This window comes from Embleya sp. NPDC059237, assembly GCF_042754105.1.
Taxonomy (GTDB): domain Bacteria; phylum Actinomycetota; class Actinomycetes; order Streptomycetales; family Streptomycetaceae; genus Embleya.
In genome coordinates this window covers 1522512-1538718 of sequence record NZ_JBHZAE010000001.1, presented here as the reverse complement: position 1 = coordinate 1538718, position 16207 = coordinate 1522512, and the positions used below count along the sequence as shown (strand labels likewise).

4 protein-coding genes are annotated in these 16207 nt (G+C 73.9%); 2 read left to right on the top strand and 2 right to left on the bottom strand.

All coding sequences use genetic code 11. The features are described from left to right. Positions 1 to 88 precede the first annotated feature (88 nt). Together ACFXKZ_RS06640 and ACFXKZ_RS06635 are read right to left on the bottom strand one after the other, a co-directional pair. Positions 89 to 9667, bottom strand: coding sequence for an SDR family NAD(P)-dependent oxidoreductase (locus tag ACFXKZ_RS06640; RefSeq protein ID WP_379997069.1), 9579 nt, complete (start codon positions 9665 to 9667; stop codon positions 89 to 91). A 225-nt stretch (positions 9668 to 9892) separates the two neighbouring features. After that, a complete protein-coding gene (locus ACFXKZ_RS06635) occupies positions 9893 to 12856 on the bottom strand; it encodes an AAA family ATPase (RefSeq protein WP_379997067.1) in 2964 nt (987 codons plus the stop codon). A 647-nt stretch (positions 12857 to 13503) separates the two neighbouring features. Between ACFXKZ_RS06635 and ACFXKZ_RS06630 the strand changes: the two genes are divergently transcribed. Continuing rightward, positions 13504 to 15168 (top strand): ABC transporter substrate-binding protein, encoded by a 1665-nt coding sequence (locus tag ACFXKZ_RS06630; protein ID WP_379997065.1) that lies wholly within the window; start codon positions 13504 to 13506, stop codon positions 15166 to 15168. After that, complete coding sequence (locus tag ACFXKZ_RS06625) at positions 15165 to 16205, top strand: ABC transporter permease (protein WP_379997063.1); 1041 nt, start codon at positions 15165 to 15167, stop codon at positions 16203 to 16205. The genes ACFXKZ_RS06630 and ACFXKZ_RS06625 overlap by 4 nt, the downstream gene beginning before the upstream one ends. The last annotated feature ends 2 nt before the right edge of the window (positions 16206 to 16207 follow it).

Sequence of the window (16207 nt, the reverse complement as noted above, 5' to 3'; positions counted from 1 at the left end):
GTGCCGGGCCGGCCCGCGTGGATCCACGCGGGCCCGCGCTCGGGCGTGCTCGGGCCTGCTCCTGCCTGGGTGAGCGCGCTGCGGCGGCTCAGGAGATGCCGAGTTCGTTGTCGATGAAGTCGAAGAGTTCGTCGTCGGTGCCCGCGCCGAGTCGGGCGATCACCGCCGAGGTCGGATCCTCCGGGGCGTCGACGCCGAGCCGGCCGAGCAGCTCGTACAGCCGGGCGACCGCATCGGTGCGAAAGCCCTCGTCGGGGCCGGGTCCGGCGTCCAGCAGGTCGGTCAACGACAGTTGCCAGCGGTCGAGTTCGGCGAGCAGTCGGCCGCCGTCCGGGACGGCCGGGGCCGGGGCGAGCAGGTCGCGCAGGTGCTCGGCCAGCGCGATCGGGGTGGGGTGGTCGAAGGCCAGCGTGGAGGGCAGGTCCAGACCGGTGCCGGCGTTGATCCGGTTGCGCAGCTCGATCGCGCCGAGCGAGTCGAACTCGGCTTCCAGGAAACCGCGTTCGGGTGCGATCGAGGCGGGCCCGTCGTGCCCGAGCACGGCCGCGGCGGTCTGACGCACGAACAGCAGGAGTTCGCGGCGCTGTTCGTCGACCGGGCGACCCGCGAGACGATCACGCAGGCCGACGGCGGGTTTGCGATTGCCCCGGCCGGCGCCGCGTTGGGCGGGCACCCGGGCCGGGCCGGCCGCGCGGGTCAGGCCGGCGAGTACGCCGCCGGCCGCGTCCGGGCGCAGTGTGCCGGTGTCGATCCGGGCCGCGATCGGTGCGGGCAGCGGGGTGTCCAGGGCGCGGTCGAGCAGGTCGAGGGCGGTGTCGGTGCGCATCGGGGCCAGGCCGCTGCCCGCGAGCCGGCGCCGGTCCACGTCGGTCAGGTGTGCGGCCAGGCCGCCGGCCTCGGCCCAGTGGCCCCAGCCGATCGAGGTGGCGGCCAGACCGCGGCTGTGCCGGTGGTGGGCGAGGGCATCGAGGAAGGTGTTGGCCGCGGCGTAGGCGCTCTGCCCGGGGTTGCCGAGTACGCCGACGGCGGAGGAGTAGAGCACGAAGGCGGACAGGTCCAGGTCGGCGGTGAGCGTGTGTAGGTGCCAGGCGGCGTCGACCTTGGGCCGCAGTACGGCGTGCAGGCGATCGGGGTCGGTGCCGGTGAGCGCGCCGTCGGCGACCACACCGGCGGTGTGCACGATCGCGGTCAGCGGGTGTGCGGTCGGGATGCCGGCCAGCAGCTCGGCGAGGGCGGTCGGGTCGGCCACGTCGCATGCGGCGATCTCGACCGTGGCACCGGCGGCGGCCAGTTCGGCGCGCAGTTCCGCCGCCCCGGGGGCGGCCGGCCCGTGCCGGGCGACCAGGAGCAGGTGTCGGGCGCCGTGTTCGGCGACCAGGCGGCGGGCGGCGAGGGCACCGAGGGTGCCGGTACCGCCGGTGATCAGGACCGTGCCGGCGGGGTCGAAGGGGGTGGGGGTGGGCGCGATGGTGAGGACGAGTTTGCCGGTGTGGCGGGCCTGGCTCAGCCGGCGCAGCGCCGGTATCGCGTGTCGGGCGTCCCACGCGGTGACCGGGAGCGGGGTGAGCGCGCCGGTCGCGAACAGCGGGTCCAGGGCTCGCAACATGCGGGCGATGTGCGCGGGGTCCAGGGTCAGCAGGTCGAAGGCCCGGTAGTCGACCCCCGGGTGTGCGGCACGCACCTGGGCCGGGTCGCGCGGGTCGGTCTTACCCAGTTCGACGAACCGGCCGCCGGGGGCCAGCAGTCGCAGGGACGCGTCGGTGAACTCGCGGGCGAGCGCGTTGAGCACGATGTCGACACCCCGGCCGGCGGTGGTGTCGCGGAAGCGGTCCTCGAAGTCGAGGGTGCGGGAGGAGGCGATGCGCTCGTCGGGCAGGCCCTGGGCGCGCAGCGTGGGCCACTTGGCCGGGCTCGCGGTGCCGTGGACGTCGGCGCCCAGGTGGCGGGCGAGTTGTACGGCGGCGGTCCCGACCCCGCCGGTGGCGGCGTGTACCAGGACCGATTCCCCGGCGCGCAGTCCGGCCAGTTCGACCAGGCCGTGGTAGGCGGTCAGGAACGCCACGGGGACGGTGGCGGCCTGGGCGTACGTCCATCCGGTCGGAATCGGGGTGAGCAGGCGGTGGTCGACCACGGCCCGGGACCCGAGCACACCGGGCAGCAGGCCCATCACCCGGTCGCCGACGGCGAGTTCCGTGACGTCCGGGGCGACTTCGAGGACGCGGCCGGCGCCCTCCGCGCCGATCCGGGCGCTGCCGGGATAGACGCCGAGGGCGATCAGTACGTCGCGGAAGTTCAGCCCGGCGGCGCGCAGCGCGATCCGGACCTGGCCGGGCGCCAACGGCGTGGCGGCCTCGGGGGCCGGCAACATCGCAACGTTGTCGATCGTGCCCGGTTCGGTGACGTCGAGCCGCCACGGTTCGTCGGCGCGCGGTGGTTCGAGCGCGTCGTCCGGGCGCACCCTGGCCAGGCGCGGCGCGAGGATGTCGCCGCCTCGCAGGGCGAGTTGCGGTTCGGGGCCGGCCAGTGCGGCGGGCAGCGCGGCGAGCGAGTCGGGATGGGTGTCCAGGTCGAGCACCCGCAACCGGCACGGGTGTTCGCCGGCGGCGGCCCGGACCAGACCCCACAGACCGGCGGTGGTCGGGTCGCGCACGTCCTCGCCGGGGTGGGTGGCGATCGCCTCGCGGGTGATCAGAACCGGTGGGATGTCGCCGAGTTCGGGGTCGGCCAACCATGCGCCGAGAAGCGTTACGGCCCGCTCGGTGACCGCGTGTGTGGCCACGACGGTGCCCAGTTCCGGGACCGGCCGGGCGAACGGGACCAGCACGCGCGCCGGTCGGGACGCGCCGGCCGCCAAGGCGGCCCGCAGCGCGTCGAGGTCGGGGTGGAACACGACGGACCGGTCGTCGGCTTCGGCGAGCGCGGTGAGACCGAGCGGGTCGGTGGGCTCGCCGAGGATGTCCCAACCGCCTTGCTCCGCCGCCGACTCGCCCGGGGGCACGGGCACCCAGTCGACCCGGTACCAGGAGTCCGCGGCCGAGTCCGGGCCCGATCCCGGGTCGGAGCCCGGTCGGGTCGCGAGCCGGTCCGCCGGGATCGCGCGCAGCGTCAGCCGGTCGATCGTCACGACGGGCGTGCCTTGGTCGTCGGTGGCGGTCAGGGCGATCGTGTCCGGGCCGATCGGACTGATCCGGACCCGCAGTTCGCGGGCGCCGTCGATGTGCGCGGTGGCGCCGGCCCAGGCGAACGGCAGCCGGGTGGGCGCGGCCGGGTCGGCGCCGGGCAGCAGTGCCACCACGGCGTGCAGCGCGGCATCGAGCAGCGCGGGGTGGACTCGGTGGCCGATCTCCGCGACCTGTTCGGGCAGTTCCACCTCGGCGAGCAGGTCGTCGCCGGCCTGCCAGGCGGCGATCAGGCCCTGGAAGGCCGGGCCGTAGTGGTAGCCCAGGGCGGCCAGGCGGTCGTAGACGTCGTCGACGTCGATCGGGCTCGCCCCGGGCGGCGGCCACGCGGTGTCGTTCGGTGCGGGGGTCGTGTCCCGGGCCGGGTCCAGTCGGCCGGTGGCGTGTCGGGTCCAGGTCTCGGTATCGGCGGCCCGCGAGTGTACGGTCAGCGCCCGGGTGCCGTCCGGCTGTTCGGCGCCGACGGCGAGTTCGATCCGGACCGGCTCCGCGTCGGGCAGCACCAGCGGTGCGGCCAGCACGAGTTCGCCGATGCCGCCCGCGCCGGTCCGTTCGGCGGCGTACAGCGCGAGGTCGACGAAGGCGGTGCCGGGCAGCAGGACCGTGTCCTGGACCGCGTGGTCGGCGAGCCAGGGTCGGTCCCTGGTGGACAGGGTGCCGGTCCAGACCCGGCCGGAGCCGTCCGCGCGGGTCAGATCCGCGCCCAGGAACGGGTGTTCGCTGGGGTCGAGACCGGCGGCGGTGGGGTCGGTGCTCGCCCGGGACGTGTCCAGCCAGTACCGGCGACGTTGGAACGCGTAGGTGGGCAGGTCGACCCGGCCGGCCTCGCGCCCGTCGCGGGGTGTCGCGGTCCAGTCGACGGGCGTGCCGGTGACGTGCAGCCGGGCCAGCGCGTGGGTGAAGGTCGCCGGTTCGGGGCGGTCGGCACGCAGCGCGGCGACCACGACCGCCGACGGGTCGTCCAGGTTTGCCAGGGCGAGCGCGGTCAGCACGGCGTCGGGGCCGAGTTCGAGGAAGGTGGTGGTGCCGAGATCGGCGAGTCGGCGGATGCCGTCGCGGAAGCGCACCGCCTCGCGGATGTGCCGGACCCAATAGTTCGGATCGGCGAGTTCGGCCGCGTCGGCGAGGTCCCCGGTCAGGTTGGACACGATCGGGATGCGCGGCGCGCCGAAGCGTATGCCCGCCGCCACCGCGCGGAACTCGTCCAGCACGGCGTCCATGTGCGGGGAGTGGAACGCGTGGCTCACCCGGAGTCGTTTGCTCTTGCGGCCGGCGGCCCGCCACCGGTCGGCGAGCGCTTCGACGAGGTCGGCCGTACCCGAGATCACCACCGAGTCGGGGCCGTTCACCGCCGCGATTCCGACCTCGGTGGGGTGTTCGGCGATCAGTGCGGCGATCTCGTCCTCGGTGCCCTGGAGCGCGATCATCGCACCGGTGGCGGGCAGTTGGCCCATCAGACGGCCTCGGGCGACGACCAGGGCGGCGGCGTCCGGGAGGTCGAGCACGCCGGCGATGTGGGCCGCGGTGAGTTCGCCGATCGAATGGCCGATCAGGTGGTCGGCGCGCACTCCGTACGCCTCGGCGAGGTGGTACAGCGCGGTCTCGATCGCGAACAACGCGGGCTGGGTGTACGCGGTTTCGCCGAGCAACGCGGCCTCGGCGCTGCCCGGTTCGGCGAACAGCAGGTCGCGCAGCGGGCGTTCGAGGGCCGCGTCCAGGTGTTTCAGCGTCTCGTCCAGAGAGCGGGCGAACACCGGTTCGGATGCGTACAGTTCGCGGCCCATGCCGACGCGCTGGCTGCCCTGGCCGCTGAACAGCACGGCGAGCGGCGCGCTCGGGCGGGCGGCGCCCTCGATCAGGTTGGCCGCGTCGAGGCCGTCGACGAGCGCGTCGAGCCCGCGCAGCAGGTCGTCCCGGCCGTTGCCGGTGATCACCGCGCGGTGCGCGAGGGTGTCCCGGGTGCCGGCCAGGGCCAGGGCCAGGTCGCCGAGCGCGAGGTCGGGACGCTCGGCCAGGTGTGTCCGCAGCCGGGCGGCCTGGGCCGGCAGCGCGTCCTGGCTCGCGGCGGACAACGTCCACGGCCCGGCGTCGTCCCGGACCGCCGGGGTCGGCGGCGCCTCGATCGGGGCCTGTTCCAGGATCACGTGCGCGTTGGTGCCGCTGATCCCGAACGAGGACACCGCGGCGCGGCGCGGCCGGTCGGTGTCGGGCCAGGGGGTGGACTCGGCAAGCAGGCGCACCCCGCCTCGGGCCCAGTCCACGTGCGGCGATGGCGCGTCCAGGTGCAGCGTGCGTGGCAGTTCGCCGTGCCGCATGGCCTCGATCAGCGCGATCACGCCGGTCACGCCGGCGGCGGCCTGGGTGTGTCCGAGGTTGGACTTGACCGAGCCGACGAGGAGCGGTCGATCGGCCGGCCGGTCCGCGCCGTACGTGGCCAGCAGCGCCCCGGCCTCGATCGGGTCGCCGAGGGTGGTGCCGGTCCCGTGCGCCTCGACCGCGTCGACCTCTGCCGCGCTCAGCCCGGCGTCGTGCAGCGCGGCGCGGATCACCCGCTGCTGCGCGGGCCCGTTGGGCGCGGTCAGCCCGTTGGACGCGCCGTCCTGGTTGATCGCGCTGCCCCGAAGCACCGCGAGTACGGGATGCCCGTTGCGGCGCGCGTCGGAGCGGCGCTCGAGCAGGACCAGGGCCGCGCCCTCGGCCCACGCGGTCCCGTCGGCGGCGGCGGCGAACGGCTTGCAGCGGCCGTCGGGGGCGAGCCCGCGCTGCCTGCTGAACTCGGTGAACATGCCGGGCGTGGACATCACGGTGACGCCGCCGGCCAGCGCGAGTGTGCACTCGCCCGCGCGCAACGAACGCGCCGCCAGGTGCAGCGCGACCAGGGACGACGAGCACGCGGTGTCGATCGTGAGCGCCGGGCCCTCCAGGCCGAGGGTGTACGCGAGCCGCCCGGACGCGACGCTGGTCAGCGCGCCGGTGAGCAGGTGTCCGGCGTGGTCCTCGGATGCCTCGTGCAGGCGCGGCCCGTACTCCTGCGGCATGGTGCCGACGAAGACGCCCGCCCGGGTGCCGCGCAGCGTGCTCGGGGCGATGCCCGCCCGCTCGACCACCTCCCACGCGGTCTCCAGGAGCAGCCGCTGCTGCGGATCCATCGCGGCGGCCTCGCGCGGGCTGATCCCGAAGAAGCCCGCGTCGAAGGTGTCGGCGGCGGTGAGGAATCCGCCCGCGCGTACGTAGGTCGTGCCGGGCCGGCCGTGCTCGGGGTCGGGGTCGTGGAGCGCGTCGAGGTCCCAGCCCCGGTTGGTCGGGAACGGGCCGATGGTGTCGGTGCCGGTCGCGAGCAGGTCCCACAGCGCCTCGGGGGTGTCCGCGCCGCCGGGCCACCGGCCGCCGGCCGCGACGATGACGATCGGATCGTCCTCGGGCGCGGCCGGCGCCGGGCCGGCCCCGGGCCCGCCGGCATCCGCGGGCACGGTGCCGGCCGTGCGGTGCGCGAGATGGCCGGCGACGGCCCGGGGGGTCGGGTGGTCGAACGTCAGCGAGGCGGACAGCACGGTCCCGCTCGCGGCGGCCAGCCGGTCGCGGAATTCCAGCGCGCCGACCGAGTCGAAGCCGAGGTCCTTGAAGGTGCGATCGGGGTCGACCGCACCGGGACCGGCGTGGCCGAGCACGACGGCGGCGGTGGCGCGGACGAGGACGAGGGGGTCGGGGGCGGCGTGACCGGGGCCGTCGCCGCCGTGCGAACCGACGTTGTGGCTTGGGGTGTTACCGGCGCCGACGCCGTCGACCCGCGCCGATCCGGCTGCCCCGCCCCCCGGCGTGTCCTGAGGCGCCGCCGTCGGTTCCGCGATCCAGTGCGGTGTCGGCAGGAAGGCGTACGTGGGCAGTTCGGTCCGTCGGGCGTCGGCCGGCAGCGCGGCGGTCCAGTCCACGGGAGCGCCGTGGACGTACGCCTGGGCCAGCGAGGTCAACAGTCGGCGTGCCCCACCGTCGTCGCGCCGCAGCGTGCCCACCGTCAGCGCGGCTGCGGCATCCTCGGTGCCGGCTCCGTCGAGGATCTGCCGAAGTCCCATGGTCAGCACGGGATGCGGGCTCGCCTCGACGAAGCCGCGCCGGCCGTCGGCGAGCGCGGCGCGCACCGCATCCTCGAAGCGCACGGTGCCGCGCAGGTTGCGGTACCAGTAGTCGGCGTCGAGCCCGGCGGTGTCCAGCGGGCCGCCGGTGACCGTGGAGTAGAACGTGATGTCGCTCGATACCGGTGCAAGTGCGTCGAGTTCGTGGGCCAGGTCGACGCGCAGCGGCTCCACGTGGGCCGAGTGCGAGGCGTAGTCGACCGGGATGGACCGGACGTCGACGCCGGCCTCGGTGTAGTCGGCGAGCAGCGTGTCCAGCGCGTCGCGGTCGCCGGAGACCACGGTGGACGAGGGGCCGTTGATCGCCGCGATCGCGATCCGACCTGCCTGTACGGCCGGTGCGGCGCGCACCTCGTCGGCCGGGAGCGGTATGGAGGCCATGCCACCACCGGGTGCGAGGCCGGCCAGGAGCCGGCTGCGCCGGGCCACCAGACGCGCGGCGTCGGCCAGGGTGAGCGCACCGGCGATGTGCGCGGCGGCGATCTCCCCCTGCGAGTGGCCGATCACCGCGTCCGGGCGCACGCCGAACGCCTCCCACACGCGGGCCAGCGAGACCATCACGGCGAACAGCGCGGGCTGTACGACGTCCACGCGGTCGAGCCCGGGCGCACCGGGAACGTCCCGCAGAACATCGTGCGGCGACCAGTCGACGTGCGGCGCGAGCGCGTCCGCGCAGGCGTCCAGGTGAGCGGCGAACACCGTTGAATCGGCGCGGAGTTGCCGGGCCATGCCGATCCACTGGGAGCCCTGGCCGGGGAAGACGAACACGGTGGAGGTGTGCGGGTGGGCGACGCCGGTGACCGCGCCGGCGCTGGGCAGACCGGCGGCCGACGCGGCGGCGGCTTCGCGGAGTTCGGCCGCGTCCTCGCCCAGGAGCACGGCCCGGTGGGTGAATGCGGTGCGGTGGGCCGCGAGGGTGAGTGCGACGTCCTCGGGCGCGGCGTCCACCGTCGCGAGCCGGCCGGCCTGGCCGGGCAACGCGCGCGGGTCGCGGGCGGACAGCGGCCACGGCAGGACGGAGGCGACGAGCGCACGGGGGCCGTCGGGCGCGGACTCCGGGGCCACCACCGCGGGCGCCTCGCCCACCACCACATGGCAGTTCGTACCGCCCATCCCGAACGAGCTGACCCCCGCGAGCAGCGGCCGGTCCGGGTGCGGCCACGGTCCCGCTTCGGTCTGCACCCGCAGTCCGTTCGCGGCCTGGTCGATCGCCGGGTTCGCGGTGGTGTGGTGCAGGCTCGCGGGCAGCGTGCGCCGGCGGATCCCGAGCACGGTCTTGAGCAGTCCGACGATGCCGGAAGCGCCCTCCAGGTGACCGATGTTGGTCTTCACCGAGCCCACCGCGAGCCGGTCCGCGCCGGTGCGGCCCGCGCCGTAGGCGGTGCCGAGCGCGGCGGCCTCGATCGGGTCGCCGACGCGGGTGCCGGTGCCGTGCAGTTCGACGTACTGGATCCGGTCGGGCGCCACCCCGGCGGCGGTCGCGGCGCGGCGCAGCACGGCGGTCTGGGCGCCGACGTCCGGCACCGTGAGGCCGTCGGTGTCGCCGTCGCTGGTGACCGCGCTGCCGTGGATCACCGCGTGGATCGGGTCGCCGTCGGCCAGCGCCCGATCCAGCGGTTTGAGCAGCAGGACCGCGCCGCCCTCGCCACGCACGAAGCCGTTGGCGCGGGCGTCGAAGGTGAACGAGCGGTGGTCCGGGGACAACGCGCCGAAACGTTCCGCGGCGACGGTGCTCTCCGCCGCCAGGTTCAGGTGCACGCCGCCGGCGAACGCGACGGTGGACTCGCCGCTGCGCAGGCTCTCGCAGGCCAGGTGTACCGCGACCAGCGAGGAGGACTGCGCGGTGTCGACGGTCAGGCTCGGGCCGTGCAGGTCCAGGGCCCAGGACAGGCGATTGGCGATCAGCGCGCGGGCGACGCCCGTGAAGGTGTGCCGGGTGATCGCGTCGGTTCCGTACCGGTGCACCACGGTGGACCAGTCGCCGGCGATCGCGCCGACGAACACTCCGGCCCGGGTGCCCGCGAGGGATCCGGGCAGGAGGCCGGCGTCTTCGGCGGCCTCCCACCCGAGTTCGAGGGCCAGCCGCTGGTGCGGGTCCATCGCGTCGGCCTCGCGTGGCGAGATGCCGAAGAACGCCGCGTCGAAGGTGTCCACCCGGTCGAGGTAGCCCCCGGGCCGCAGGTCCGCGCCGCGCCGGCGCTCGATGCCCGCCTCGCCGACGGCGTCCACACCGTCCGCGAGGAGCCGCCAGAACGCGGCGGGGTCGGCGGCGCCCGGCAGCCGGCAGGCGGTTCCGATGACGGCGATCGCGGCACCGTGCCGATCGCGGTCGCCGGCGGTGTTCTCACTGGTCGTCATCATCGCGGAGTGTCGCCCCCCATGCCGAACGGTCCGATCCCGAACGGCGACGAGTGCGCCGAACGACCTCAGGATTCGTCCGGCGCGCCCCGCCCGAATACCCCTGTCGATCCCCTACCGACCCCATAGCGGAAGGGGTCCGCAACGACCCCTGTCGGGGCATGCCGAGGGCCGCCGCGCCGTATGCGCGGCGGCCCTCGGTCGTGCTCTCCGATCGGGGTCGATTCAGCCCGCGATCTCCTCTTCCAGCCAGGGCGGCAGGTCCAGTCGGCGGGCCACCCCGAGCTTGCGGTACACCCGGGTCAGGTGTTGTTCGACGGTGCTGACCGTGATGAACAGCCGGCGGGAGATCTCCCGGTTGGTCTGGCCCTGGGCGGCCAGCGCCGCGACACGGCGTTCGGCGTCGCTCAGGCCCGCGCCGGGCTGCTCGTCGACGCCCGGGGAGGCGCCCGGAGCACTCGGGGACGCGGCCGGCAGGGTGATGCGCGCCGTTTCGCGGTGTTCGGGTCGCCCGGGCCGTTCGGCGATCCGGTCCGCCTCGCGGTTCGTCGCGGGTTCGTGGATCGGCGCCGGCTCGGGTGTCGTGCCGCGCAGGCGCGATATCGCGCCGTCCCGGTCGGGTACGGCGGCCAGCCGGTCGGTACGCGACAAGGTGTGCGGCAGCTCGGCCCGGCACACCTCGGACAGGTGTCGGGCGCGTCGGGCCGCCCGTCGGGCCCGGCCGAAGTCGCCCAGTTCGCGGTAGGCGTTGCCGAGTTGGGCGAACACCAGGGACAACTCGAAGCGGTCGCCGCAGGCCTGGAGTTCACGGATCGCCTCCCACAACAGCGCGGGGCGCCGCCGCAGTTCGACCACGGACGCCTGCACGCCGAGCGCGAGCCCCCGGGTGCGCGACGGTTCGTCCGCGAGCCGGTCGAACTGTTCGGCCAACAACTCGCGGGCCGCGTCGTGGTCGCCGAGGTGCACGTGGGCCCGGGCCGCCTCGACCCGCCAGGGCACCAGGCCGGGCAGGTCGATCCGCCACGCCGTCATCAGCTCGCCGCAGGACAGGAAGTCGTGCAGCGCCGCGTCGGCGCGGCCGGTGGCCAGGTTGTACCGCCCGCAGGCGTGCAGGTAGTGCAGCCCGGCCGGGGTGTGGAACATCGCGCCGGGGACCGGGAGTTCGAGCAGCCGGGCGGCCTGCTCCCGGTCACCGCGCGCGACCGCGGCGACGATCCGGGCGGCCAGCGGAACCCCTACCGCCACTCCCCAACCCTCGGGGGCGATCCGGGTCAGCGCGGTCGCGGCGCTCTCCTCGGCGCCGAGCAGGTCGCCCTGGCGCACGGTGATCTCGCCGAGCACCGCCGAGAACAGCGCGTGGGCGATCGGACTGCGCCGACCGGCCGCCCGGTCGATCAGCGCGACGCACCACTCCTGGGCCTCGGCGGCCCGGTCGGCGTACACCAGCGCGGTCAGCGCGGAGGTGAGCGATTCCACCGTGGCGTCCTCCAGGCGCGCGCCGCGCAGGATGCGCTCGGCCCGGTCGCAGACCCGGTCGGCGTCGAGCCGGCCGGCCAGGACGTCGGTGAGCAGGTCCAATCCCTCGATCCGGCCGATCGTCGCGGGCAGCGGGGACACCTCGGTGCCGTATTCGGGCAGGTCCGCGTCGACGGCCGGGTACCAGTACTTGAGCCAGAATCGGGCGGCCCGGGTCTCGGCGGCGGTGACCCAGTCGGCCGACTCGCCGGGCGCGCACGATTGGCGACCCGCCTCGATCACGGTCCTGGCCTCGTCGAGCCGGCCGTACCAGGCGAGGTAGCGCACGCAGGCCAGGGCATCCCGGCCGCTGAGCCGCCCGTCGCGCACCGCGGCGGCCAGCCACGGCACGTGTCGCGCGGCGGCGGCCGGGTTGACCAGCCACTCCAGTCCGATCAGGAACGCCTTGATCGACACCCGGGTGCACTCGTCCGGGGCGATGCGTTCGGCCAGCTTGAGGTAGTCGACGGCGAGGCGCAGATCACCCTCGGCGACCACCGCCTCGGCCGCCTCGCGCAGCGTGCGCACCGCCCACGGCGCGCGGAACTCCCCGGCCCCCGCGAGATGTTTGGCCACCGCCTCGGACGGCGCGCCGTCGATGTGTCGCAGCGTGGCGGCCCGGCCGTGTCCGCGTTCGCGCTCCGGCCGGGTCATCGTGTTCAGCACGGCCGCACGGGCCCGATCGTCGCGAAATCGTCCGCAGGCGACCAGTCCGGCGTCGTTGAGGGTGCGGGCCGCCCGGGTGGCGGTGGCGGGTTCGAGACCGACCAGTTCGGCCAGGCCCTCGCTCGCGCCCGACTCGCCCAGCAGGGCCAGGCCGCGCGCGACCTCCACGGTGGCCGGGTCCAGGCGGTACAGGCAGCCGACCAGGGCTCGGCAGTAGGCGTCGGCCGCGGTCGCCCGAAGTGGGCGCCGGGCGCTGTCGGAGCGCTGTCCCGCGCCCATGTCCTCCAGTAAGGCTCGAATCAACAGCGGGTTTCCGCCGGTGAGTTCGAGCACATCGGCGGTCAGGCGGGCGGCGGCGGTCGGGCCGACGGCGGGTTCGAGCAGTTCGCCGACCGAGGCGCGGCCGAGCAGGCCGAGCCGGATCCGCCCGTGGTGCGGCTGGCGTTCGACGTCGGCGGAGAAGGCGGCGAACGCCGCCGAGGGGGCCGCGGCGTACTCGCGTTCGCCCAGCAGGACCAGCACCCGTGCGGTGCGGATCCGCCGGATCAGGTGGGCCAGGAACTGCAACGACACCGGGTCGGCGTGCTGGATGTCGTCCACGACCACCACGACCGGCCGCGACTCGGCCAACGTCAATACCACCGCCGAGAGTTCGTGTACCGCCCGGACCGTGGTGGCGTCCAAGGCGTCGGTGCCGCCGAAGGCGGCGGTATGGGCCCCGTCCTCCAGGATCCGGTCGATCCGGGCCGGATCCTCGTCGGCGAGTGGGACCGACTGGAGCAGTTGGCGCACCACCCCGAGCGGAAAGTCCTGCTCCATCGGGGTGCCGATGGCACGCAGGAACAGCGCCTCGTCGTCGGCGGACCGCTCGGCGAAGGCGTGCAGGAGCGCGGTCTTGCCGACCGCCACGGGCCCGCACACAGTGGTCGCGCCGCCGACCCCGGTCGCGCAGCGGGCCCGGGCGGTATCCAGTCGGCTGAGTTCCTCGGTTCGCCCCACGAAAAACACGTGCCACTCCCCCGGCGGAAATCCAAGTGTTTCCGCTTGTTGAATTAGCTATTGCCTCTGATTAACATTTGCGCACGCCGGGGACACGTCGGGGCCGCGGCGTCGCGGAATATCCGGTTCGGCGACTCGTCGGCGCACGACGGCCGAAACACGTGTTATCGGGCCCGATCCGCGGGGGCCGCCGGGCCTGCCGACGCGCCGAGGCGACCTCGGCCGTCGGGGTGGGATCGATCCGACCCCGGTCGGATCACGGAGGATTCAGCGACACAGCCCGCTGGACATGCGGGCGAGGTCCACGTCGAGGCGGGACACCAGCGCGAGGCGCCAGGCGCTCGCTCCACGGGTCCCCTGCACGGCCGTCTCCGAAAAAGAAGTGGAAGAGTCCGGAATCGGTGATTCGGACTTTCGCTCCATAGCTGACCGGCAGTCTAGAAATCTGCCCGCGTCGCGTCAACACGAAGGTCTCGCGAAAGAAAGGCGACATGCGGACGCGAGGATCACCCCGTCCGCACGCGCAAGGGTCGGTAGGGGTCCGCTAGGGGTGCTGGGCGTCCCGACGGCGCGGCTAGTTTCCTCAGGGCCGGGGCCGGTGTTCGCCCCGCTCTGCGCCGCTTCGTGACATCCCCGACTCTCGACAGGACTCGACCATGCGCGTCATCCGACCACGCCTACCCAGAATCGTCGGTGCGGCCCTGGCCGCCGCGTTCGTCCTGTCGGCCTGTTCCTCCACCGCGAAGACGGGGCCGAACGCGGCCGAGCCGGCGGCGGGACCGCCGGTCAAGGGCGGGTCGGTGACGGTGGCGATCAACACCGAGCCCACCTGCTTCGACATCCACGTGAGCCCCCAGGACATCACCGCGTCCATCCAGCGCAACGTGTTCGACTCGCTGGTCGCCGAGGACGATCAGGGCAATTTCCTGCCATGGTTGGCCACTTCGTGGGAGGTCGCGCCGGACCTGACCGGCTACACGTTCAAGCTGCGCACCGACGTGAAGTTCACCGACGGCACCCCGTTCGACGCGAACGCGGTCAAGGTCAACTTCGACCGGATCGCGGCCAAGACCACCAAGTCGCAGTACGCGGCGAGTCTGCTCGGCCCCTACGCCGGCACCGAGGTGCTCGACCCGGCGACGGTGAAGATCTCCTTCACCAAGCCGTTCGCCCCCTTCCTCCAGGCCGCGAGCACCGCCTACCTGGGCTTCTACTCGCCGCAGACGCTCGCCGCCAACGGCGACAAGCTGTGCGCGGGCGGACCACAACTGGTGGGCACCGGCCCGTTCCGCTTCGCCGCGCACACCAAGGGCCAGAGTCTGACCCTGGAGAACAACCCCGCGTACAACTGGGCACCGGCCGGCGCCAAGCACCAGGGCGCCGCCTACCTGGACAAGCTGACGTTCCGGTTCCTGACCGAGGACTCGGTCCGGGTCGGCGCGTTCGCCGGCGGCCAGGTGGACATCGCCGGGTCGATCCCGCCGGTCAACGTCAAGGGCCTGGAGGGACGTTCGGACGTACGCGTGCTGCGCCACGACTTCGCGGGCGCGGTCTACAGCCTGTTCCTGAACACCACTCGGGCGCCCTTCGACGACGAACGGGTGCGGCGAGCCGTACAGCGCGCGATCAACATCGGGCCGAACGTCCAGTCCATCTACTTCGACCAATATCGGCGTGCCTGGGGCCCGTTGGGGCCGGCCACGCCCGGCTACGACAAGGCGCTGGAGAACTCCTGGCCGTACGACCCCGCGCTGGCGGGCCGGTTGCTGGACGAGGCCGGGTGGACGGGCCGTGACGGCGACGGATACCGGACCCGCGACGGCAAACGTTTGAGCGTGCAGTGGCCCAGCGCGCCCGCCGCGGTGCGCGAACAGCGCGACATCCTGGCCCAGGCCGTGCAGTCGGACCTGAAGAAGATCGGCGTCGAGGTGCAGCGGCCGGCCCTGGACCTGGGCGCGTTCACCACGAACGCCTACGCGGGCAAGTACGACGTGCTGGACATGAGCTGGGCGCGCTTCGAACCGGACGTACTGCGGCTGTACTTCAACTCGGCGAACCTGCCCAGCACCGGTGGGCAAAACGCCGCCTGGCTGAGCAATCCGCAGATCGACCAGTGGACCGACGCGGCGGCGGCGACACTGGACCGGCCCACCCGCGACCGGCTGTACGCGCAGACCCAGGGCTGGGTGATCGAACACGCGGCGGTGGTCCCGCTCTACGCGGCCACCACGATCTTCGCCACCGGCAAGCACGTCAACGGACTGCGCCTGGACCCGAACGCCTGGCCGCTGTTCCACGACGTGTGGAGCGCGCGGCGATGAGTTCTCCACCGACGATGGCGGACGCGTCGACCCCGGTCGACGCGTCCGCCCCGGCCGCGGCCGCGGTGTCCGCCGATGAGCCGGGCCCGGCGGGCCCGCCTCGCGCGTTGCGGCTGCTGCGGGCGATCGGCGCCCGGCTGGTGGCCGTGGCCTCCGTGCTGCTCGGCGCGGCGACGCTCGCCTTCGTCGGGCTCAAGTTGCTCCCGGGCGATCCGGTGGCCACGCTCCTGGGCCCGCAGACCACCGCGTCGCCCGCCGTACGGGCGCAGATCCGCGCCGACTACGGCTTCGACGAGACCGTCCTTCGGCAATACCTGCACTATTTGGGCGAGTTGTTGCACGGGCGGCTCGGCGAGTCGTATCAGCTCCAGCAGCCCGTCTCCGCGCTGATCGGCGAGCAGTTCGAACCGACCCTCGAACTGGCCTCGGCCGCGCTCGGGTTGGCGGTGGTGATCGCCGTGGTCTCGGCGATCACCACCGCCGGGCGCCGGTCCGGGCTGCGTTCGGCGTTGGGCGCTTGGGAGTTGGTCGCGGTCTCCACGCCGTCGTTCTGGCTGGGCATCGTGTTGCTCACCGTGTTCTCGTTCCGGCTCCAGTGGTTCCCGGTGGCCGGCACCGAGGGTGTACAGACCCTGGTGCTGCCGGCCGTGACGCTCGCGCTGCCGATCGCGGGGGTGCTGGCCCAGGTGTTGCGCGAGGGCCTGGAGACGGCGTTGGCCGAGCCGTTCGTGGTCACCGCACGAGCGCGCGGGCTGAGCCGGATCGCGGTGCGTGTGCGGCACGCGTTCCGGCACGCGGCGATTCCGCTGCTGACCCTGTCGGGCTGGCTCACCGGCACGCTGCTCGGCGGCACCGTACTGGTCGAGAAGGTCTTCGCCCGACCCGGGATCGGCGCGCTGACCCTGCAATCGGTGAACACCAAGGACATGCCGGTGGTGATGGGCGTCGTCCTGCTCGCGGCCCTGGTTTTCGTGGTGATTTCGCAGGTCACCGATCTGCTCTACCTCGTCATCGATCCACGGCTGCGAAAGGGGTGACC